This is a genomic window from Microthrixaceae bacterium (genome assembly GCA_016702505.1).
Lineage (GTDB): Bacteria > Actinomycetota > Acidimicrobiia > Acidimicrobiales > Iamiaceae > Aquihabitans.
Genome location: JADJDU010000030.1, coordinates 454572 through 476289 on the forward strand (window position 1 = coordinate 454572; position 21718 = coordinate 476289).

A 21718-nucleotide genomic window follows, 5' to 3' on the forward strand; every position below is an offset into this window, starting at 1 on the left:
GCCCTGCGCTGTAGCACCAAACCCGATCTGGCCCACTCGTCCCGGCTGGCAACCCCGGGCCACCACTCGTGAGCGGCGGCTGGTTCGACCGAGTCGACGCACTGCGCCGTCTGGCCGACGACCCCTTCGATGTGCTGGTGGTCGGCGGTGGGGTAACCGGAGCGGGCGTGGCTCTAGACGCCGCGTCCCGCGGTCTTCGTACCGCCTTGGTGGAACGAGATGACTTCGCATCCGGAACGTCATCGAAGTCATCGAAACTGGCCCACGGCGGTTTGCGTTACCTCCAACAGGGTGAGATCGCCCTCGTCTACCAGGCCCTCCACGAACGTCAACGGCTGCTCCACAACGCACCCCACCTAGTGAAGATCCTGCCCTTCCTGCTCCCAATCCTCACCGGGGCCGGCAGCGTCATTCCCCGCAAGGTGTCGCGGGCGCTCGGTGCATCGATGTGGATGTACGACCTGACCGGAGGGGCCCGGATCGGCAAGCTCCACGAACGCATCTCTGCGGCCGAGGCCCTGGCTCACATGCCGACCCTGCCCGCCGACAAGCTGGCCGCGTCCTACCTGTACTACGACGCCACCGTCGACGATGCCCGACTCACCCTCACCCTGGCTCGTACCGCCGCCATCGACCACGGCGCCGTCGCCGTCAACGGTGCCGCCCTGGTCGGGTTGGACAAGACCCCTGACGGAAAGATCCGGGGAGCGCGCGTGCGGGCCGGGGACGACGAGATCGAGGTCCGTTGTCAGGTGGTCGTGAACGCCGCCGGCGTCTGGTCCGACGAGGTGCGTGCCCTCGACGAGGGCGGAGACCCACAATCGATCCGTCCTGCCAAGGGCATCCACATCACGGTGCCGTGGAGCAAGGTCCGCAACGAGATCGCCGCCGTGATCCCCGTCCCCAAGGACAAACGGGCCGTGTTCGTGGTGCCGTGGGGTGACCTCACCTACATCGGCACCACCGACACCGACTACGACGGCAGCCTGGACGATCCGCCCGTCACCCGAGACGACGTCGACTACTTGCTGCGGGCCATCCGCTTCACCGGCGTCACCGACCAAGATGTCGTCGGCACCTGGGCCGGGCTGCGACCGCTGGTCAAGACCGGCGGATCGGGACGAACCGCGGATCTGTCCCGACGCCACCGGGTCTCGCCCACTGCGTCGGGCGTGGTCACCATTACCGGAGGGAAGCTCACCACCTACCGAGAGATGGCCGCCGATACCGTCGACGAGGTGGTCGAGATGCTCGACGATCGCCCAAGGCGTGGCCCGCCACAGCCGTACCCGCAAGCTTCGGCTGCGCGGTGCCGACGGATACGACGCCCTGGATCGGCTCAGCGATCCCACCACCAGCCATCTCGCCAACCGCTTCGGCGGAGAAGCTCGCACGGTGCTGGCCCTGGCCGAGTCCGATCCCAGCCTTCGCGAGCCACTGGTGGCCGGCCTCCCGTACCTGCGGGCCGAAGCCGTGTACGCCGCCCGCCACGAGATGGCCCGCTCCGTCGACGACATCCTCACCCGACGCACCCGGGCTCGGCTGCTGGCCCGCGACGCCTCTGCGGCAGCCGCAGTCGATGTCGCCCGCCTGATCGCTCCTGTGCTCGGACTGTCCGAGGCCCAGGCCGCAGGTCAAGCCGCCGAATACCAGCGCTCCGTCGATGCCGAACGAGACACCGCCCAACTGCCGTCCACGCCGTTGGATCTCGTTGCGCGCTTGGCACTCACCGCGGACGGCCACGACGCCCCAAGTCCCCGCCCCGAGAACTCGGCGGGTGCATAGGCTGCGGCACCGATGACGCTTCAGCCCGCACCCGGATCACCCACCCCTCCAATCGCGCTCTCGGGCGAACCGGGCTCGACCACCGGTCGACTCAAGGCGCCGATCGTGCTGTTGGACGACGCCTTCCTCGAACAGCTCGCCGAGGTCTGCCCCGATGTGAGCCTCGACGCCACCGACCGGGCCGAAGCCAGCCGGGACTGGTGGCCCCTGGCCATGATCTGGGCCACCCAGGGCCAAGTCGGCCAGGTGGCCGGAGCGGTGGCACGACCCACCTCCACCTCCGAGGTGGCAGCGGTGATGCGCCTGTGCCATCAGACCCGTATCCCGGTCACGCCCGCCGCAGGCCGCTCCAGCGTGGTGGGCGGCACGGTTCCCGTCCACGGTGGTGTGCTCCTGGATCTGACCGCCCTGTCCGGCATCGTTGCCGTCGACTCCGAGTCCGGTGTGGTGGAGGTGATGGCCGGAACGTTCGGTGATGCAATGGAGGCCGAGCTGGCCGACCGGCACGGCCTGACCGTGGGCCACTGGCCCCAGTCGATGTCACTGTCGACGGTGGGCGGATGGGTGGCGTGTCGAGGCGCAGGCCAGCTTTCCAACCGCTACGGCAAGATCGAAGACATCGTGGTGGGACTCGAGGTGGTGCTGGCCGATGGGCGCACCATCCGCACCGGGGGCCAACCCCGAGAAGCGGTCGGCCCCGACCTCACCCGCCTCTTCGTGGGGGCCGAGGGCACCTTGGGTGTGGTCACCCGGGCCTGGCTCCAGGCCTGGCCCACCCCTACCGGCCAGGGCCGGTCGGCATGGGGATTCGCCTCGTTCGCCGACGGCCTGGAGACCATGCGACGCATGGTTCGGCGAGGCGCGGCCCCAGCGGTGCTGCGGCTCTACGACGGGATCGAGTCCGAACGGAACTTCGGCGTGGACCGTTCGGTCAACGTGCTGCTCGCCTACGACGAAGGAGACCAGGTCCTCGTCGACGCCACCATGGCTGTGGCCGCTCAGGAATGCGAGGCCACCGGATCCACACGGCTGGGAGACGACCTGGTGGACAAGTGGTTCGGGCACCGCAACGACGTGGCCGCCCTCGAGTCCTACATATCCAAGGGCTTCGTGGTCGACACCTTGGAGATCTCGGCACCGTGGTCGGCGTTGAGGGCGATCTACACCGAGACCATCGCGGCGATGAGCGCCGTGCCGGGATCAGTGCTGGTCTCGGCCCACCAATCCCACTCCTACCCGACCGGGGCGTGCCTCTACTTCACCTTCGGCGGCATGGTCGCGCCAGACGAACGGGACGCGTACTACACCGCGGTGTGGGATGCCGGCACCAGGACCGTTCTGGCCAACGGCGGCAGCCTCAGCCATCACCACGGCGTAGGCATGAACCGGGCCCGCTTCATGCCCGAGGCTCTCAAGGGAGGGTTCGGGGTCCTGGCTGCCATCAAGGCCACCCTCGACCCCAACGGGGTGTGCAACCCGGGCAAGCTCGGCCTTCCCGACGCCTTCGGCGGGCCGGGATGGCCCGCTCCGTGACCTCCACCGAGGAACCATCGGGCGGGGCCATCAACCGGATCGTCGTCGGCCGAGGGGCGGCGTTCGCCCTGTTGGTGGGTGCACCGGCCGCGGTCATCAACGGATTCCTCGCCGACCAGGACCCCAAGCCCAAAGCGGCCCTCAACGCCACCCTGGTGGCGCTGCTGGCCGCCTTCTGGATCGCCGGGTTCGTGGCCAGCCGTGAAGCCACCATCCGCCGACCGTTGCACGGGGTGCTGGCCGGCATCACCACGTTCGCCCTGGTGGAGGTGATAGGTGTGATCGGCCGACTCGACCGCGGTACCCCGGTGAGCGTGGGGTCCATCATCGTGTTGGGGGTCATGGCCATCGCCTTGTCCACCGGCGGAGCCGGTGTCGGTAGACGGGCCGAGCCCCGTCACCCCCAAGGATCCACTCCCACCCCCGGAGGTTCATCGTGAAGATGCTCGTCATCGACGTCGGCACCAGCGGCATCCGGGCCGCGGTGGTGCAACCGGGCCGCGGCGTGATCGACAGCCGCCATCGGGTTCTCCTCCCCATCAGCCCAGCGCCGGGCCTCGTCGAATTCGACGCCAGGGCCATGGCCACCGCCGTCGTCGAACTAGGTCTAGAAGTGGTCGCCGAGGTGGGCGCCGTGGACGGTGTCGGCGTCACCAACCAACGGGCGTCAACCATCGTCTGGGATCGTCACACCGGCGAACCGGTCGGTCCGGGGATCGGCTGGCAAGACCTGCGCACCGTCATCGACTGCCTGACCCTGGCCGGTCAGGGCATCCGGCTCGCCCCCAACCTGAGCGCCACCAAGGCATCGCACCTCCTCGACCAGGCTGATCCCGACCGCAGCCGGGACCTTTGCATCGGCACCGTCGACTCGTGGGTCATCTGGACACTCACCCAGGGACAGGTCCACGTCACCGATGCCACCAACGTGGCCCTCACCGGGTTGCGTACCGACGACCAGGAACAATGGAACGACCAGGTCCTCCAGGCCTTGCGCATCGGGGTTGGCGCCCTGCCCGCGGTGGTCGACTCGATCGGCGTCGTGGGCTCGGCCACTGCACTGCCCGGCAACCCACCCATCGCCGGCATCCTCGGCGACCAGCAGGCGTCGTTGCTCGGACAGGGCTGTGTAGAGCCCGGCAACGCCAAGATCACCTTCGGAACCGGCGGCATGCTCGACCTCTGCCTCGCCGACCGTCCCAGTTTCGCCACCCAGGGCGCCGGCGGCACGTTCCCGATCGTCACCCGAGGCGCACAAGGCCAGCGTCGCTGGGGGCTCGAAGCGGTGATGCTGGCCGCAGGCACCAACGTGGAGTGGCTGCGAGACGACCTGGGCATCATCACCGACGCCGCCGAATCCCATCAGGTCGCATCGCAATGCGCCGACAGCGAAGGCGTGGCCTACGTTCCCGCCCTTTTGGGCTTGGGCACCCCGACCTGGGACTACGGGGCACGCGGTGCGTTGTTGGGTATCACCCGAGGCAGCGGACGGCCCCAGATCGTTCGAGCCGTGCTCGAAGGGGTGGCCAACCGGGCCGCCGACCTGGTGGAAGCGGCCGAAGCCGACAGCAGCTTGACGATCCCGGTCCTGCGTATCGACGGAGGGATGTCTGACAACCCCACCTTCGTCCAGGCCCTGGCCAACGCCACCTCCCGGCCCATCGAGGTGTCGCCCGAGAAGGAGTCCACCACCCTCGGGGCCGCCTACGCCGCCGGGCTGGCCCTCGGAGCCTGGAAGGACGACTCCGAGATCGCCAGCACCTGGCAGCCCCGCACCGTCGTCGAACCAAACGCCACCGTGGACCGCGACCGGTGGGCCGACACCCTGAAGCGGGCCGAACGCTGGTTCCCCGAACTCTCGGCCATCTCGTTTTGAGGAGGCCAACCGAAGGGCGAGCCCACCCAGCACACCCCATCGTTCAGCGCTTGCCCAGCAAGGCTTCAACCAGTTCTGACAAGGACGAGACGTGACCTTGCCGATCGGGTCCTGGGACTCGATCAGCACCGTCCCGGATGGTCACGCCCACCCCGATCCGCGCCCATGACCCCTCTCGCTTGGACTCGACCCCACTCGGTTGAGCACACTTCACAACCGGACCCATGATCCCAGGAGGATTCCGCGTGCCGATCCACCACACCGAGACCGCCGCCACCGGCTCCAGCCGCCGGGCCTTCCTGGCCCGCACCGCCGCCGGAGGCGCCGTGGCCGCCTCGGTCGGCGCCATCGGTCTGAACGGAGGGCTCGGGGTTCTGCCCGCCCTGGCCCAAGAAGGCGGCGAAGGCCCCACCGCCATCAAGGCCAAGCTCAGCGCCTCTGACTTCGCCACCCTGGTAGCCCCCCTCGAGCTGGCCGCCACCCAGGCCTACCTGTCGGCGATCACCAACGGGCGCACCGAACTGAGCGACGAGTGGCTCGATCACCTCTCCCAGTTCCTCCGCCATCACCAGGAGGTCGCGACCCTGCTGGTGAGCATGATCCAAGAAGCCGAGGTGGCTCCCACCGCCGACCCCGGCATCACCGCCCAGTACAGCCCACAGCTCGGTTCTGACCAGAACGCCATCTTGGGCCGTCTGGGTGAACTGGAGGCTGGCCTGGCCGCCACCCACCTGGCCGTGATCGGCGATCTCGAAGACGAGGTGACGGCTAAGACCGTCATCCAGGTCAGTGCCACCGAACAACAGCAGGCAGTGGCCCTGTCCCGGGCCGCCGGCGTCTCCATCGAGGACCTGACCCCAGCGGTGGCATCGATCGAAGGAGCGTTGGTGGCCGGTGGCACTCCCGCCACCCCCTTCGGTGGCGAAGAAAGCACCACCACCGAGGCCGAGTCCTCCGAGAGTGAAGGTGAAGGCGAAGGCGATCTCACCACCACCACCGAGGCCGACGAAGAGTCCACGACCAGCACCACCGAGTCCACCGACTCGGGCAACTGACGCCGCCACCACGAGGAACGAGACAAATGGAAACCACCACTCCGCGTCAGTCCGATCCCACCCCGACCCGCCGGGGTGTGTTGGCCGCCGGGACCACCGGCTTGGCCGCCACCGCTTTGCTGGCCGCATGTTCCAGCGACGGCCCCAAGGCCGGCATCTCCGGTGCTCCCCCATCCACCACGCTGGTCCCGCCCACGGTGCCCACCAAGGCTCCCACCCAGGCTCAGCTCCAAGCCGACCTGGACACCCTGGCCACCGCCAACTCGCTCGAGATGTTGGCCGTTGAGGTCTACCGCCGTCACTCCGGCGAGCTCGCAACGCCTGAGCTGGTGGAGGCCGCCGCTCGTTTCCAAACGGATCACACCGCGGCGGCCGACGTCTTCGGTGCCGACGTGGCCGAGCACGCTGGTGTGGGCGAGCCCAACGAGTACCTGCTCACCAACCTGATCGACCCGATGCGGTCGTTCCTCACCTCAGAGGCTGCTGTCGCCGACCTCATGTCCACCGTCGAGAGCTCCATCGCCGCCACCTACATCGCCGCGGTCGGATCGATGCTCGAGTCGAGCTGGCGTCAGACCTTCGCCGAGCACGCTGGCGCCGCCGCGAGGCGGGCCACGCTGTGGGGCAACGGCGGCACCGGGTCCACCCCGACCGCCGCCCTGTTCCCCATGTCGGACCTGATCTCCACGGCTGCTTACCTCAGCACCGCCGCCGAGGAAGAGCCGGCCGAAGGTGAAGGTGAGGGCGAGGCCGGGGCAGAGGGCGAGACCACCACCACCGAAGCCGGCGCCTGAACCACACGCGCCCTGGCGCCGAAACGACCAGCCCCGCCAGGCACCGCCCGCGCTGAGCCGCTCCCGGGACAGATCCCGGCCGAGCGGGTCGCTTTGGTATCGACGGTGAGCCCCCCTGTAGGCGGGGTTCTGTTCCCCGGCCCCTTACGGGGTTCCGGTTCGGTGACCATCCATCTGTGCGGCCCACCTGAGGGTCCCTCCGAGGAGGGGCGAACGGTCCGCTCTGCCCTCTGTTTGGCCTTGCTCCCGGTGGGGGTTGCCGAGCCGGCCGGGTCGCCCCGGCCGCTGGTGCGCTCTTACCGCACCGTTTCACCCTTACCTGTGCCGGGCGAACCCGGCCATCGGCGGTCTGCTTTCTGTTGCCCGGTCCGCGAGGTCGCCCCCGCCTGGCTCTCGCCAGCACCGTTGTCCTGTGGAGCCCCGACCTTCCTCAGCCCGCTGCACCGAGGCACAACGGACCGCGGTCACCCGGAGGACTCACCGTCGGCCAGACCCTACCGCGCCACCCACCAGGGCTCCCCCGCGTCACCCCGGCGATCTGCGAGGCAACGGTTGGTGAGGGCCGGTCAGCGTGGGTCAGGCCCGTCGGGCAAGCGCAGCCGACCGTCGGACCAGAACCGATCTCGGGCACCTCGATCATGGAGGCCGAAGAGGTTCCACGCCCATACCCCCACCGCCACCCCCACCACTTCGAGGATCAGCGCCAACCCCAGGTGCTCCAGCTCGGGAATCTGACCCGACGCGAACTCCAAACCCCGGACCGGCCACCAAAAAACCTCGGTCTGGGTGAAGGAGCCATCGAGCACCAAGTGGCACATGACCCCGATCGGGATACCCAAGAGGCGCCGCCGAACCAACCTAGACCCCACCGTCGCCACCATGACGATCCCCAACAGGGCGACGGCCCCGACCAGTGAGTGCAGCACACGAGGTCCGCCGGCCACCGCTTCCAGGACGGGTAGCACCGATCCCAGGATCACCGTGCGGTAGTCGATGGCTGGACTCCTGAACACGAAGGCGACCAACACCACCGACACCACGGCGAACCAGATGAACACGAACCGCTCCGAACCGAGGCTCAGGGCACGAGGAGTCGCCCGCACTCCTCACAGTGGGTGATCTCACCATCGGCCAGCTTGCGCACCCGGGCCACCTCTACAGCGGAGAGAGCCAGGTGACAGCCCCCGCACTGCGACCCCACCAGGCGGGCCACCCCCACACCCCCCAGGGCCCCGCGCAGGGTCTCGTACTCGGCCAGGATCACCCCGTCTACCGCCGAGACCAAGGCGTCCCTCAGGGCCTGCTCAGCATCGACGGCCACCGCCAGTTCGGCCTCGGCCGCGGTCAGCGTCGCCTCGGACAGTTCCAATGTGGCCACGCGTTCGGCCCGATCAGAGGCCAGTTGGCTCAGCGTCGTGTCGAGCGGTTCGATCAGCTCCATGATCTCGAGGTCTTGGTCCTCGAGGGCAGTGATACGACGCTTGAGCGCCTCTATCTCCTCTTGGAGGTCCTGGAGCGCCCGGGCGTTGGTGACGGTTCCGCCATAGAGGGTGGCCTCCTCGTGGGCTCGCTTGGCCCCGATCGTCTCGATCTCGTCGTCGAGTCGCTTCTGTTGGCGGGCCAGGTCGGCCCGAGCCGACTCGGCTTTGGCCGTGGCCGATTCGACCTCGGCCACCGCCGCCGCAGCCGCGTCCCTGGCACCACGCTCTGGTAGGCCGGCGAGCTGGTGTCGCAACTGGTCGAGCCTGGTGTCGTGGGCTTGGATGTCGAGCAGCACATCGAACGCTTTGGTCAACTCAGCCTCCGGGCGAGGGTGCGGTGGTGGCCGGTGGCGACGTGGCCGGCGGGCTGGTGGTTCCGCCAGGCGTGGTCGTAACCGTTCCACCAGGAGTGGTGGTTCCGGTGGTGCCGCCACGGGGACGCGACGACGAGCGGGGCTGTGAGCTACCCCCCGCCTCGTAGGGCACTTTGCCCACCGACTTGCCTCGACGGGCCGATTCCGGCTCCCGGAAGTCGACGGTCGCCTGGTCGGCCATGAGCAACGAGTAGTAGACGCCCCACGTCTTGGCCGGGTACCGCCCACCGGTGGCGCCACCCAACCCGGCGTTGGCCAAGCTGATCGCCCCTTCGGGGGCTCCCATCCACACCGCGGTGGCGAGCTGGGGGGTGTATCCCACGAACCAGACGTCGGTGGCGTCGTTGGTGGTACCGGTCTTGCCGGCGGCAGGCTGACCGCCCGAGATCCGTGCATTTCGACCGGTGCCACCGGTGACGTTGGCGGCCAGTACCTGGGTGACGAGCCGGGCCGTCTGCTGGGACACCACCCGTTCGGGATCAGACCGGTGCTGGTAGATCACCCGGCCGTTGCGATCCTCGATCCGTTCCACCATGTACGGCTCGTTACGCAGACCATCGTTGGCGAACACCGCGTAGGCCGCGGCCATGTCCAGCGGGGTGACCTCCATGGTGCCCAGCGTCAGGTTCCACGGCGGAGCGGTGGGACGCCCTTCGTCATCGGTCAGGTAGAGCTCGCTCGTGATGCCGAGGCGAGACGCCATGAGGGCAACGTTCTCCACGCCAGCCACCTGAGATAGGCGCATGTAGCCGCAGTTCGAGGACACCTGGGTGATCTTGGTGATCGTGGTGTAGCCGGTGTTGCCGCTGAGGCTGTAGGGCTTGGACTCCCCCGGGAACTTGAACGTGCACCGCCCACCGCTGACCGTGTCGTTGGGGACGTGCTCGACACCATCGGCACCATCACCTTCGAACAAGGTCGCCATCGTGAAGGTCTTCATGGTCGACCCGGCCTGACGACCCGGTGACTTGGTGGCCAGGTTGTACTGCCATCTCTCGAACCCGGGCCCGCCCACCAGCACCCTGACCGCTCCACTGGACGGCTCCACCGACGCGATGGCCTGGGTACCGAAGGTCGTCTGGCCGGTGCGAGGGTTCTTGACCTCGAAGGTGGCGCCGTCTTCGCTCTTGGGCAACGTTTCGGCCCGGGCTTGGACAGCCTGGGCCTGCATCACCGGGTCATAGGTGGTGAACACTCGGATCCCGCCCTCGTACACGGCCCGGTTACGAGCCGCGGGGGTGGAACCGAGACCAAAGCGAGGGTCGTGGAGGAGCTGCTGTTTGACCTCCTCCACGAAGTAGTCGTAGGGAGGGATCGGCGGGTTGGGGTCGTCGGGGAGCGGAATGCCCTCCGAGAAGGCCACCTCTTCCTCGGTCAAGCGGCCGGTGGCCACCAGCCGGCCGAAAACCAAGCTGCGCTGACGCCGGGCCAGCTCCGGGTTCTTGAACGGGTCGTATTCGCTGGGGGCGCGGATCATGGCCGCCAGAAGGGCACCTTCAGCCCAGTTCAACTCGGCCACGTCCTTGCGGAAGTAGTACTCGGCTGCAGCTTGTACGCCGTAGGCCCCACCACCGAAGTACACGCTGTTGAGGTAGCGCTCGAGGATCTCGTCCTTGGACATCTGCTTCTCGAGCTCCACCGCCAAGAACGCCTCACGCAGCTTGCGGCTCAGGCTCTCCTCGTCTCCCACCAGCGAGTTCTTGACCACCTGCTGGGTGATGGTTGACCCGCCCTGGCTGACGCCACCGCTCTCCAGGTTGGCGTCCACGGCCCGCACGATGGCCCTGACGTTCACCCCGGAGTGCTCGTAGAACTGGGCGTCCTCCTGGGCGATGACCGACCACTTCACCGTCTCGGGGATGTCGCCGATCGGAACCTGCGAGCGGTTCTGCGGGTCGCTGCTGTTGGTCATGGTGCCCTGGAGGTTCCCGTAGGAATCGAAGATCAACGACCTCTCGGCGAGCGGCTTGAGGTTGATGCGTTCGTGATCGGAACGGTGAGCGCTGACGATGGTGACCAGGTGCGGGCCGATCAACACCAAGGACCCAGCCATGACCCCCACCAGGGCGGTCATCACGAACACGAAACGGAAGAAGCGACGGACCACGACCACGGTGAACCCATCGTAGACGGGTCCGGCCCCACAACCCCGGCGCGCCACGTAGTGTGGTGAACAGGGTTTGCCCGCCGATGCCGAGGGGAGGACCAGTGGATCAGGTACCGGACCGGAACGGCACTGAGGGTCCTCTGCGCCACGACTCCGACCGGGACCCAACCCGCGCCCTCACCGAGCTGGCGTCGTTGGCGCCAGACGCCGTGGTTCGATGCATGCACGCCATGGGCAACCCGACGACGCTGCCTCCTGCTTTGGTCGGCCTGTTGGCCGAGGATGTCGCGCTGCTCCCCCTCGACGCGCTAACTCACATGGTGATCGACCCAAGCGGTAACGCCGCCTTGCACCAGGCTTGGCTGGACGCAACGGTAAGGCCAGACCGCACCGGCACCGCCCACGTGAAGTCGGCCGGCCCCATGCAAACCATCGATGGCCGGGTGGTCGATGCCCAGTTCCTGATGGTCCATATGTACGACCTGGTCGGGGTACCGAGCTTCGAGGTGATGGTGGCCACCCTGGAGCCGACGCCGCTGCCTCCTACAGACCACCGGACGTCGATGGTGGCGTTCCGCCTTCACCTGGACCGCTTCGGAGCGATCATCGACTGCGCCGGCGACGTTGCGGGAGCCCTCGGCCGTCACGGCGACGACCTCATCGGGACCCTGGCCACCGACCTCATCCATCCCGCTGACATCGATGGCTGCCTGGCCGACTGGGTGGCGGTGCTGTCCACCCCCGAGCTCCCCCATCCGGGGCGGGTCCGTCTGTGCCAGGACGACGGGAGCTGGCGCTGGTTCGAGTTCGTCAACTGGAACGCCCTGGCCGATCCGGGGATCAGAGCGGTGGTGACCGAGCTGCTCGACATCGACGCCCAGGTCAAGGTCGAACAGTTGGGTGTGGCCAGCAGCCGTGCCCACGAGCGTCTGGTCCGGGTTCTAGACGACGTCGACGACATGGTGCTCATCGGTCACCCCGACGCGGGCCTCGTCTACTGGAACCATGCCGCTGAGGCTCGCCTCACCGACCTTCGTACCGGCGTCCCGATTGGCGACCTGATGGCCCCCACCGTCGCCCACCTGGTGGACAGCACCATCCGCCCGCTGTTCGACCGCATGGAACGTTGGAGCGGAGACCTGGATCTGGAGTTCAGGGACGGCCAGGTTCACACCCTCGCCGCCACCGTCACCCCGGTGCTCGATGGTGCCGAGGCCCGGTACTTCGGGGTGATCCTGCGCGACGTCACCGCTGAACGTCGCCACGCGCGCCAACTCGACGAGCTGGCCCACGTGGACCCGCTCACCTCGCTGCCCAACCGGCTGTCACTCAACGAGATGCTGAGCGCAATTTCGGCCAACGACGTCGCACTTTGCTTCATAGACCTCGACCACCTGAAGGTCGTCAACGACGGGCTGGGCCACGGGGCCGGAGACAAGCTCCTTGTAGCGGTGGCCGACGCGTTGGTCGAAATTGCCGGGTCCGGCACGGTCACCCGGTTCGGTGGTGACGAGTTCGTGGTCGTCCACAGCGACGTCGGCAGCATCGACCACGCCACCGACCTGGCCACCAAGCTGCTCCACGCTATCGAGGACGTGCGGGTCCCCGACGTACCCACCAGGCTCTCAGCCAGCGTCGGCGTGGCTTGGACCCCAATCGACGACCTCGACCCCGAGGAGCTCATCAAGAACGCCGACACCGCCATGTACGCCGCCAAACGGCGAGGCCGAGGCCGCATCGCCCGCTTCGACCACGACCAGCGAGAAGCGGTCACCCGCCGCTTCGTACTCGAGACTGCCCTCCAACAGGCCATCACCAACGACGAGATCCAGGCCTACTTCCAACCGGTGGTTTCCATCGAGGACGGCCACATCGGTGGGTTCGAGGCGTTGGCCCGCTGGGACCTGGTCTCGCCCGCAGAGTTCGTGCCCACCGCCGAAGAGTCGGGATTGATCATCCCGCTCGGGTCGCGGATCCTCCACCGTTCGCTCGACAACCTGGTTCGAATAGACGACCACTGGCGTACCAACCTTCCCGCCGGTTCAGAGCCCACCGCCCCGGCAACGGTCGTCTCGGTCAACGTGTCAGGACGCGAACTGCTCGAGCCGTCATTCGCCCAGCGCACCTTGCAGGCCCTCGCCGACCGCCACCTGTCAGCAGATCGGCTGGTGCTCGAACTGACCGAATCGGTGCTAATCGACACCCTCGATGAGGTCGACCAGACGTTGCGAACCCTGCGAGATGCCGGGGTGTCGCTGGTCCTGGACGACTTCGGCACCGGTTACTCGTCGATCGCCTACCTCCGGCGCTACCCGATCGACGGCCTCAAGCTGGACATCAGCTACACCCGGGCGCTGATGACCAACACCGACACCAGGGTGATCGCCGAGATCATCATCGAGCTGGGCCGGCGCCTCGGGTTGTCGATCGTGGCCGAAGGGGTCGAGGAACAAGCCCAGGTAGATGTCCTGCGAGAGCTGGGGGTGCCCTGGGTCCAGGGCTACCTGATGGCCCATCCCATGGCAGTAGACGATCTGTTGGCCGGGCCTCTCGCTGACCCCCTCAGCCGGCTCCGTCACAGCGAAGGGTGAACCAACTCCACCACCCGGGCCACCGGCCCGACTCCAGTGGGCCAATCGATCACTCCTCCGGCCACGTCGGCCAGATCCACGGCCCGCGGGTCATGGTGGGGCGACAGGTCGGTGGCGGCCTCGAGCGTCCCCCTACTCCCGGCCCTCAGCCAGGGGATCTGAACTCCAGCTCCCCCAGGTGACGACCCCAGGTCCTCGTCGTCCAGCCGGAATATGAACACCACGCTGCGTGACCGGTCGGGAGCGAGATAGGCGAGCGAACCACGATCGGTGCCGACCGGCGACTCCAGACGGAACAGCTCGCCATGCTGAACGACATCTCTGATGCGATGGTGCACGGCCACCGCTCGCCGAGCACAGGACCATTCGTGATCGCTGAGCGAGGTCAGGTCGAGGTCGAAGCCGAACCGTCCCGAAAGGGCGACGGCACAGGCGAAGGGAACCGGTTTGAGGCCCCAACGGGTGACGTGGGCACCGAGCACCGAAGCGGGCAGCAGGTGCGACGCTCCCCACTGGATCCGCACCCGGTCCACCGGATCGGTGTTGTCCGAGGTCCACAGTTCGTGGAAAGAGGCCAGGGTGCCCAGGTCGCTGCGTCCACCACCGGACGCGCACAGCATCATCTCCACATCGGGGTGGCGGGCCGCCACCTCGGCCATCACGTCCCACGTGTGACGTACCCGATCGACGGCTAGATGGGTCTGGGAGTCGTCGCTCAACGCCCCCGAGCCGGGCTCGGTGATGTCTCGGTTGGCATCCCACTTCAGGTAGGTGATCCCTCGGTGCTGGGTCAGTAGAGCGTCGATGGTGTCGACCACGAAGTCCCGAACGTCGGGTCGACACAGGTCCAACACGAGCTGTTGACGTTCCTCGCGTCGAGCCCGGCCCGGTTCGGCGATCACCCAGTCCGGGTGAGCTTCGTACAACTCCGACCGGGCGTTGACCATCTCCGGTTCCACCCACAGCCCGAATCGGAGACCGGCCTCGATGGTGTGATCGATGACCGGTTGCAGTCCGTCGGGAAGCTTGGAGCGGTCCGTCGTCCAGTCTCCGAGCGAGGTGGTGTCGTCATCTCGGGGAAAGCGATCACCGAACCAGCCGTCGTCCAACAAGAACAGTTCAACCCCAAGTTCGGCGGCCCGGTCGACCTGGCGGGCCAGGCCCTCGGGGTCGAGGGAGAACCCCAACGCCTCCCACGTGTTGGCCACCGACGCCCGGATTCGATCGCCGTCGCGAACCACCTCGGAACGCACGTAGCCGTGGAAGGCCCGGCTGGTGGGGCCCATGCCTTCCTCGGACCAGATCCAGAGCACGTGTGGTGACTCGAAGGAATCACCGGCATCCAGCCTCCGTTCGCTGCCACGGTCCTGGTGGCCGGCCAGGACCCGGACCTGACCGTGGAGGAATACCTCGGCATCGAAACGGACATCACCACCCCAGACCACCGTGCAGGCCCCGACCGTGCCGTGCTCCTCGCCGGCGGGACCATCGGGGTGGAACAACACCACCGGCGCCCGGTACAACGCCGAACGCACGCCGCCGGCCGAGGCCAAGGTCTTCACCCCGGGGGTCAACGCCTCGGTGGTCTCGGTCCACTCCCCTGCCCATCCGCCACCCCAATGGGTCAGGTGGGGGGACGTGCCAGCGAAGGCAGGGGCCGACCCGGCCACTCGGTGCAACTCCACCGGGTCGACACCCCCGTTGGTCACCTCAACCCACTGTTCGATCAAGTGATGATCCGGCCACGCCCGCACGTTGAGATCGACGGTCAACGGCGAGATCCGGTCGGTCATCCGCACCGTGGTCGTCGAGAACCGGCCCCGACCTGTTCCGGCGCCGGGCCCACGAGAGACCACATCGACCACCCGCAGCCGCGTCGAGGTCACCCCGTCGCCATGGGTCACCCGCAAGGCCGGTTCCCGCAGCGGTTCCTCCCCGAAGGTCGGGTAGGCCAGCGGGTACAGCCCGACTGGCAGCTCCGGGCTCCGCCCGCTGGCACCGGGACCGAAGGCGATCTGGTGGAGGCGTCCGTCGTCACCGACGGCCCACACCAGACCGGTTCGCCCGGCATCCACCCTGATGATGGTCCCCTCGAAGCTCATGGGAGCCGACCGTACCGGCCGGGTGTTGCATTCGGCATCGAAGCCGTCAGAATGAAGACGTGGATGGCCTCGACTTGGTCACCGGTGCGTTCGGGAACACAGGATCCGCCATCGCCCGGCTACTGGCCGAGCGGGGGCGGGCGGTGCGCACCCTCACCGGTCACCCCCCGGCTGATCCGACCGGCGCCGGGGCCATAGACGTGCAGGAGTTCGCCTGGGGTGACCCGTATCGAATGGCCAAGGCCTTCGAAGGTGTCGAGACCTTCTACAACACCTACTGGATGCGCCTGGGAGACGGTCACGGCGCTTATGACCTGGCGGTCGACCGTTGTACGCAGCTCATCGAGGCGGCCGAGGCCAGCGGCGTGGAGCGCATCGTCCACGTGAGCGTGGCCCACCCGTCGCTCACGTCTCCCTACCCGTACTTCCAGGCCAAGGCACAGGTAGAGGAGCGGCTGGACAAGAGCAGCGTCCCGACGCTGGTCGTGCGTCCCACGCTGGTGTTCGGTGGTCAGTCGGTGCTCATCAACAACCTGGCCTGGTTGCTACGAAAGATGCCGGTCTTCGCGGTGGCCGGGTGGGGCCACTACCGCGTCCGGCCCGTTCACGTCGACGACCTGGCGTTGTTGTGCGTCGGCGGACCTCGTCTGGTCGATCAGCCCGAGGTCCACGCCGAGCACACGGTTGCTCCCGCGCCTCATGTGGTGGTGGACGCGGTGGGACCGGACCGACCCACCTACATCGAGCTGGTCCGAGAGCTCCGCTACGTGCTGGGGGCTCGCACGCTGTTGATCAACCTTCCCGCCACCGCCGTCCTGCTCGGGGGCCGCGTCGTGGGGGCCGTGCTCCACGATGAGCTCCTCGACCACGACGAGCTCATCTCCACCATGGCCGGCTTGGCCGACACGGAAGGTCCCCCGACCGGCGTGGTCTCGTTGAGGACTTGGATCCACGACAACGCCGACCTACTCGGTCGCAGCTACCACAACGAACGCCAAGCCCGCACCCGACCGAGTTCGACGACGGGCTGACCCGGCAAGGAGGCAAGCCGATAGGCCCACCCTGTCCAGCGCCGACCATGAGCCACTGTGCCGACCGTCAGTCGTCATGCCGCCGTGAAGCACCGATTGTGGCCTTGATTGTCAGCCGCTTCCAGCGGGGTCGGGGGCCATTCCGGCCAGGGGGTTGGCGACCCGTACGGCATTGACCTCGGTATCGAGCAACAACGGTTGACCCACGAGCCTCCATGCTTCGGCCAGGATCCTGGCCTTGTGGCCGGTCTGCACCCAGGCGTCGATCTTCGAGTAGGTCAGCTCGGCTTCCCAGGCATCGCTGCTGGCGGTGGCCTTGGCCACCTCGTGACCAACCCGCGATGCCACCCGTTCCATGAGCCCCCGGTCACCCAGCGCGGCCGCGGCCCGAGCACAGTCGAGGACCTCCTCGAGTGTGGTGGCGGCCTCCACGGCCATGCTCACCAAGGCCTCGATACCGGCCTGGGTCGTCTCCAGCTCCGACATGGACTCCATCGCTCCTGCTCCCTCCGTGGCTACCAGCCATTGATCCGACTCCAGGGTGGAACCTCACAGATCGCGACGGAAGAGTCGAAGGTCCGACATCACGCCCACCACCCCGAGGATCCACGTTGGCTCATCACCCAAGGTGCCCCGGCAAACACATCCCGTGAGATTCAGAGGGGTACCGCATCAATATCGCCGCTATGTTGCAGGCCCACGCCGCTTACACGCTCAATGTTCCGGGGGAACAGATGACAAGAGCCCGCACGACCCGCGCACTATTGGTGGTGGCGATGTCCACGATCGTCGCGGCCGGAACCCTGGCCTTCGGTCCCGCCGAGGCCGCCACCAACGCCCAGGTACTCGATGGCCAGGTGACCCGCCTCTACCGAGCCTATTTCTTGAGGAACCCCGAGGCCGAAGGTCGGGACTACTGGGTTGGCCGCAGGTCAGCCGGAATGCCCCTACGCGACATTTCGGAGTACTTCGCCGGTTCGCCCGAGTTCAAGACCCGCTACGGAGCACTGGACAACGCTGCGTTCGTGGATCTCGTCTACAAGAACGTTCTCGATCGCACCCCCGACGCTTCTGGCAGGGCGTATTGGATCTCCAGCCTCGACTCGGGCAGGGCCAAGCGTGGAGCCGTGATGATCGGCTTCTCGGAATCACCCGAGTTCGTGGCCAAGACCGGGACCACCCCACCGAACCCACCGACTACATCCACCACGACCACAACCACCACAAAGCCTCAGCCGGGCTGTTCCACGGCGGGTATCTACGCCGCGGCCAACGGAACCTGCGTGGCCAACTACCGCGACGGCAGCGGAGACGTCGACTGTGGTCAGCTACCGGCCGCCACCAAGCCCATCACCGTCCTCAACCCCGGCAACGACCCCGACCGCTTGGACTCCGATGGAGACGGCCAAGGCTGCGAAACGACCTGACCACACCGCCCCGCCATTCGACCGGACCGTCGCACACACCGAGCCCACCCTCGCCAATGCGGCGTCCGGCGCGGTGTTGGGGCTTTCACCGCTTGAGACCAGTGTGGTGCTGAGTGCGGCAAAGCCGACTTCACCGGCCGGACCGGACAGGGCAGAGATGCCGCCTTACCTGGATTTTCTATGGTGGGCGCAGAGGGACTCGAACCCCCGACATCTGCCTTGTAAGGGCAGCGCTCTAGCCAACTGAGCTATGCGCCCGTGAGGGGATCGCAGGCTAGTCGCGTCGGTTGGTCTGACCGGAAGGCCGTTCACCTCGGGCCACGTCCTCCTCGGTCAGCACGACGATGCCGGTGTTGCGGAGGGCGGCGGCGGTGACCCCGTCCCCGTCGACGAGCCTGGCCGAGAACGTGCCGTCATAGACCAGTCCTGAACCGCACGACGGCGAGCGAGCCTTCAGCACCGCTGCGACCACCTGCTTGGACGCGGCCAACTCGACCGCCACCCGGGCCCCCTGCTCGAACGAGGCGGTCACGTCGATGCCATCGGCGGTGCGGACCCGGCCGTCGGGGCCGATCTCTGCGGGTGGGCGCGGCACCGGTAGGCCACCTTCCACCTCGGGACAGATGGGGATCAGTTCGAAGTCATCACCCAGGTCTGAGACACAGCCCCGAGGGCTGGCCGCCGCTTTGTAGTTGCACGGACTTCCCAGAAGGCACGCAGACACCAACAGCCGGGGTCGCCCCGAGGGGGAAGGTCCACGATCTGGATCGCCGCGCCGGTTACCGTCGACCACCTGTAAGACGGTAACCGGGCCTGACCCGGTTCTCTCCCCCGGAGCGCGCGTGTCGGGCCACCGAACCACGGTCGACCAACGTGAGTTGGTCCTCCGCCGTCACCTCAACACCATCGGCACCGTCCCCGAGCTGACGCCCGCGGAGGAGCTGGCAGCAGCCGCCGTCGTGGCCGACGGGCGATCCGCCGAGAACGAGCTGGCCGCGCTGGCCGGGGCCCCCATGCTCGACCTGGAGTCGATAGCACTGCTGCGCGATCGGGTCCGCCACAGCGATGCGGCCCGCGAGCACCTGATCGCGTCCTGTCGTCCGCTGGTCGTCGATCTGGCCCGCCGCCATCAGGCCACCGCCGGGGTGACCGCCCTGCTCCTGTCGGCCGGAGACGAAGCACTGGTACGAGCCGTGGACCGCTACGACCCCACCGGTGGTCTTCCCTTCAGCTCCTTCGCCCGGTGGTGGGTCGAGCGGGCCATGCGGGAGGTGGAACGCAACCCCTCGGGACGAGCCGTCTCCGCCCCCGGCAACCCCGCTGGTGGCAGCCGGGCCGACTCCGTGGTCGACACTGCCCTGCTCACCGCCCTCGGTCACCTCCACCAAGAGGACTGTCGGATCCTGGAACTACGCCTCGGCCTCGACGGCGGTCCCGGCCTGTCCTCCGATGACGCCGCCATGGTCCTGGGCCTGGATCCCGACCATGCCATCGAGAAGGAGGAGAAGGCACTGGCCAAGCTCCGGCACCCCTCGACCCCCGGGGACCTCTCCCACCTGCGGCGCATCTGATCCGCCGTGGCAACGCAACGCGTGGCGTCGATGGGGAGCCCCTAGCGGTTGCCCCAAGCGCCTAGCGCCTCCAGAGCCTGCACCGTTTCCTCCTGGAGATCAGGAAGGTCACGGAGCGAGAACCAGCCCACCTCGGCGATCTCGGGTGACACGGCCTTGACCAGGTCGGGCTCAAAACCGGCGGCGGGAGTCGCCCGATAGACGACATCCACTCGGCGAGCATCGGCGTCGACGACCACCGCCGGCTCGCCGATCAGGTCCAGGGCCAGCCCCACCTCCTCGAGCGCCTCACGTCGGACCGCCGCGTCGGGGGCCTCGCCCCGCTTGAGGTGACCTCCAGGCACTCCCCAATCCCGGCGGTAGACCTGGCGCAACAGGAGGACCTCGTCTCCCGAGCCCTCGATCAGACAGATCGCTCCAACCGTGTAGGACGGCGTCAGCGCACGAACCACTCGACGCCGGGATCGGCGCGGCAGTCGGGCGTACAACCTCAGGGCCAGCAGGTGGACGCGGTCACGCACGGCCGTCACCCCAGGGTCGACCACCAGCAGGGCTGGTATCACCCGGACCTCCTTCCTCGTATCGGTCCTGGGCTCGCCGGGTCCACCGGTGCAAGGCCGACAGGCTGTCGGCCAAGGTCTCCGTCGCTCCGGCCACCGGGATCCTTCTGGCTCCGTGTTCGAGTGTGGTCAGCCCCCGGCCAGCGACATCGAACACTGATCCACCCGCCTCCCGGCAGATGAGCGTCGCACCCAGGTAGTCCCAGGACCCGAGCTGATCGGTGGTGCAGTCCAGGTAGCCGTCCAGGGTCCCGTCGGCTACCGCGCACAGGTCTAGGGCGGCTGACCCAAGGGCCCGGTACTGGGCCCACCCGCCGTGGCCGTCAGGTACCCCGTTCAGGCCGACAATGGCATCGGCCAGAGCGATGCAGCCCGACGTGCGGATCGTCTCTCCGTCTCGCCGAGCCCCCTGCCCCCGAACCGCGCTCCAGCGGTTTCCATGGCGGAGATCGACCACCAGCGCCACCAGCGGGCCGTCTCCATCCACGGCGCAGAGGCTCACCGCCCACCATGCCAGCCTCCGTGAGGCGTTGGTGGAACCGTCCAGCGGGTCCAGAACCACCGTCACCGGCAAAGGACCAATCTGGTGACCGCTCTCCTCGCTCAACACACCCAGACCCGTCGGCCCGAGCACCTCCATTGCGGCACCGTCGGCGGTGATATCACTGTGGTGCTGTCCCGGCCGGGTGCCGGCCTCGCCCCATTCGACGGCGGACGCCAACGCCTCCGACACGGCCGCGGCCGCGTCGTCCAGCACTCCTGAAAGCCATGAGGTGGTCAACGGCGCGTCGGTCACGTTGACGGACCGTATCCCGGGCGTGGCAGGCTGGGGGACGTCAACCGCTCTCCCTGGAGGTTCACGTGGCGGTCATCGACGTGGCCGGATTCGTGGCCGACCTCAAGGATCACGCAGTCGACCATGGTTTCCACGTGCACGACGAGCGGCACTTCGTGGAGACCTACTCGCTGCGCCAGGCCTGGGAGGTGGACCTCCACCCCGAGGACGCCTGCGGCGGGCCGCTGGACCTTCACCTCGCCCTGGAGATCGATCCCCGGGTGTTGCTCTCGTTCGAAGATCTGGTGCTGGAACTGGATGAAGGTGACGATCCGCCCGACCTGCACCGGTTCCCGCTCCACTTCACCTGGGGCATGCCTCCGCTCCCCCACGGACCGGACCTGTTGATCCTGGCCACCGACCTGGCCGGCGTCGGCGGCCCCGAGCTGCCCCTCGAGGTCTCGGCCATCGATTCCTACGCCTCGGTCACCGACGGAGCCGACCGCACAGTCAGCATCGTCGGCCGGGTCGAAGTGTCGCTGTCCCAGGTGTACGTGGGCCAGCAAGACCTGCTGTGTGACGTGCTGGACCGTTGCCACGCCGTCAGCGCCTACCTGCTGGAACGGGCGCCGGCCTGGTTGGGCGACACCTTCTGA

General features: G+C 67.8%; 19 protein-coding genes, 1 tRNA gene, 1 other RNA gene and 1 pseudogene. 12 read left to right on the plus strand and 10 right to left on the minus strand.

Annotated elements, in window-relative coordinates; genetic code table 11:
• Positions 1 to 68 precede the first annotated feature (68 nt).
• The 7 genes and pseudogenes from IPG97_19225 (at position 69) to IPG97_19255 (ending at position 7043) form a co-directional block, all read left to right on the plus strand.
• Positions 69 to 1109: pseudogene (locus tag IPG97_19225) on the plus strand (glycerol-3-phosphate dehydrogenase/oxidase).
• Between the two features lie 160 nt (positions 1110 to 1269).
• A complete protein-coding gene (locus tag IPG97_19230; GenBank protein ID MBK6858617.1) occupies positions 1270 to 1785 on the plus strand; it encodes a hypothetical protein in 516 nt (171 codons plus the stop codon).
• A 12-nt stretch (positions 1786 to 1797) separates the two neighbouring features.
• On the plus strand, positions 1798 to 3318 hold the full coding sequence (locus IPG97_19235; protein ID MBK6858618.1) for an FAD-binding oxidoreductase: 1521 nt from the start codon (positions 1798 to 1800) through the stop codon (positions 3316 to 3318).
• Positions 3303 to 3758, plus strand: coding sequence for a DUF3792 family protein (locus IPG97_19240; protein ID MBK6858619.1), 456 nt, complete (start codon positions 3303 to 3305; stop codon positions 3756 to 3758). The genes IPG97_19235 and IPG97_19240 overlap by 16 nt, the downstream gene beginning before the upstream one ends.
• Entirely contained in the window at positions 3755 to 5194 is a 1440-nt protein-coding gene (locus IPG97_19245; protein ID MBK6858620.1) for a glycerol kinase, read from the plus strand. Before IPG97_19240 ends, IPG97_19245 begins: the two co-directional genes overlap by 4 nt.
• Positions 5195 to 5439: 245 nt before the next feature.
• Positions 5440 to 6249, plus strand: coding sequence for a hypothetical protein (locus tag IPG97_19250; GenBank protein ID MBK6858621.1), 810 nt, complete (start codon positions 5440 to 5442; stop codon positions 6247 to 6249).
• Between the two features lie 26 nt (positions 6250 to 6275).
• Positions 6276 to 7043 (plus strand): hypothetical protein, encoded by a 768-nt coding sequence (locus tag IPG97_19255; GenBank protein MBK6858622.1) that lies wholly within the window; start codon positions 6276 to 6278, stop codon positions 7041 to 7043.
• 102 nt (positions 7044 to 7145) lie between these two features.
• Here the strand turns inward: IPG97_19255 and rnpB are convergent.
• The 4 genes from rnpB to IPG97_19275 all read right to left on the minus strand — a co-directional run bounded on the left by rnpB (position 7146) and on the right by IPG97_19275 (position 11011).
• Positions 7146 to 7523: RNase P RNA component class A (gene rnpB / locus IPG97_19260), an RNA gene on the minus strand.
• 86 nt (positions 7524 to 7609) lie between these two features.
• Positions 7610 to 8101 (minus strand): hypothetical protein, encoded by a 492-nt coding sequence (locus IPG97_19265; protein MBK6858623.1) that lies wholly within the window; start codon positions 8099 to 8101, stop codon positions 7610 to 7612.
• A 20-nt stretch (positions 8102 to 8121) separates the two neighbouring features.
• Entirely contained in the window at positions 8122 to 8838 is a 717-nt protein-coding gene (locus IPG97_19270) for a hypothetical protein (GenBank protein MBK6858624.1), read from the minus strand.
• Between the two features lies 1 nt (position 8839).
• Positions 8840 to 11011, minus strand: coding sequence for a transglycosylase domain-containing protein (locus IPG97_19275; protein MBK6858625.1), 2172 nt, complete (start codon positions 11009 to 11011; stop codon positions 8840 to 8842).
• A gap of 95 nt (positions 11012 to 11106) precedes the next feature.
• Here IPG97_19275 and IPG97_19280 point away from each other — a divergent pair, with 95 nt between their 5' ends.
• Positions 11107 to 13596, plus strand: coding sequence for an EAL domain-containing protein (locus IPG97_19280; protein ID MBK6858626.1), 2490 nt, complete (start codon positions 11107 to 11109; stop codon positions 13594 to 13596).
• On the opposite strand, the gene IPG97_19285 is transcribed toward IPG97_19280, so the two are convergent.
• The gene (locus IPG97_19285; GenBank protein ID MBK6858627.1) at positions 13581 to 15698 is read right to left on the minus strand and encodes an alpha-galactosidase; all 2118 of its coding nucleotides are present in this window, start codon (positions 15696 to 15698) and stop codon (positions 13581 to 13583) included. The two genes, IPG97_19280 and IPG97_19285, sit on opposite strands and share 16 nt — an antisense overlap.
• Positions 15699 to 15757: 59 nt before the next feature.
• Here IPG97_19285 and IPG97_19290 point away from each other — a divergent pair, with 59 nt between their 5' ends.
• Positions 15758 to 16729 (plus strand): NAD(P)H-binding protein, encoded by a 972-nt coding sequence (locus tag IPG97_19290; protein ID MBK6858628.1) that lies wholly within the window; start codon positions 15758 to 15760, stop codon positions 16727 to 16729.
• Positions 16730 to 16840: 111 nt separating this feature from the next.
• Here the strand turns inward: IPG97_19290 and IPG97_19295 are convergent, their stop codons facing one another.
• Entirely contained in the window at positions 16841 to 17224 is a 384-nt protein-coding gene (locus tag IPG97_19295) for a hypothetical protein (protein MBK6858629.1), read from the minus strand.
• Between the two features lie 281 nt (positions 17225 to 17505).
• On the opposite strand from IPG97_19295, the gene IPG97_19300 reads away from it, so the two are divergent.
• Complete coding sequence (locus IPG97_19300; GenBank protein MBK6858630.1) at positions 17506 to 18156, plus strand: DUF4214 domain-containing protein; 651 nt, start codon at positions 17506 to 17508, stop codon at positions 18154 to 18156.
• A gap of 181 nt (positions 18157 to 18337) precedes the next feature.
• Here the strand turns inward: IPG97_19300 and IPG97_19305 are convergent.
• Positions 18338 to 18414: transfer RNA gene (locus tag IPG97_19305), tRNA-Val, on the minus strand.
• A gap of 16 nt (positions 18415 to 18430) precedes the next feature.
• Complete coding sequence (locus IPG97_19310) at positions 18431 to 18886, minus strand: DUF523 domain-containing protein (GenBank protein ID MBK6858631.1); 456 nt, start codon at positions 18884 to 18886, stop codon at positions 18431 to 18433.
• Positions 18887 to 18998: 112 nt separating this feature from the next.
• On the opposite strand from IPG97_19310, the gene IPG97_19315 reads away from it, so the two are divergent.
• Positions 18999 to 19727, plus strand: a complete 729-nt coding sequence (locus IPG97_19315; GenBank protein ID MBK6858632.1) for a hypothetical protein — start codon at positions 18999 to 19001, stop codon at positions 19725 to 19727.
• 41 nt (positions 19728 to 19768) lie between these two features.
• Here IPG97_19315 and IPG97_19320 read toward each other — a convergent pair whose 3' ends face one another.
• Together IPG97_19320 and IPG97_19325 are read right to left on the minus strand one after the other, a co-directional pair.
• On the minus strand, positions 19769 to 20248 hold the full coding sequence (locus IPG97_19320) for an NUDIX hydrolase (protein ID MBK6858633.1): 480 nt from the start codon (positions 20246 to 20248) through the stop codon (positions 19769 to 19771).
• A complete protein-coding gene (locus IPG97_19325; protein MBK6858634.1) occupies positions 20241 to 21083 on the minus strand; it encodes an inositol monophosphatase in 843 nt (280 codons plus the stop codon). The genes IPG97_19320 and IPG97_19325 overlap by 8 nt, the downstream gene beginning before the upstream one ends.
• Before the next feature lie 92 nt (positions 21084 to 21175).
• Between IPG97_19325 and IPG97_19330 the strand changes: the two genes are divergently transcribed.
• Positions 21176 to 21718, plus strand: a complete 543-nt coding sequence (locus IPG97_19330; GenBank protein ID MBK6858635.1) for a hypothetical protein — start codon at positions 21176 to 21178, stop codon at positions 21716 to 21718.

Excerpts from the sequence above, each read along its gene's own strand:
- IPG97_19235 (MBK6858618.1), top strand. The coding sequence starts at position 1,798 with ATGACGCTTCAGCCCGCACCCGGATCACCCACCCCTCCAATCGCGCTC.
- IPG97_19240 (MBK6858619.1), top strand. The coding sequence starts at position 3,303 with ATGGCCCGCTCCGTGACCTCCACCGAGGAACCATCGGGCGGGGCCATC.
- IPG97_19255 (MBK6858622.1), top strand. The coding sequence starts at position 6,276 with ATGGAAACCACCACTCCGCGTCAGTCCGATCCCACCCCGACCCGCCGG.
- IPG97_19285 (MBK6858627.1), bottom strand. The coding sequence starts at position 15,698 with ATGAGCTTCGAGGGGACCATCATCAGGGTGGATGCCGGGCGAACCGGT.
- IPG97_19295 (MBK6858629.1), bottom strand. The coding sequence starts at position 17,224 with ATGGAGTCCATGTCGGAGCTGGAGACGACCCAGGCCGGTATCGAGGCC.
- IPG97_19300 (MBK6858630.1), top strand. The coding sequence starts at position 17,506 with ATGTCCACGATCGTCGCGGCCGGAACCCTGGCCTTCGGTCCCGCCGAG.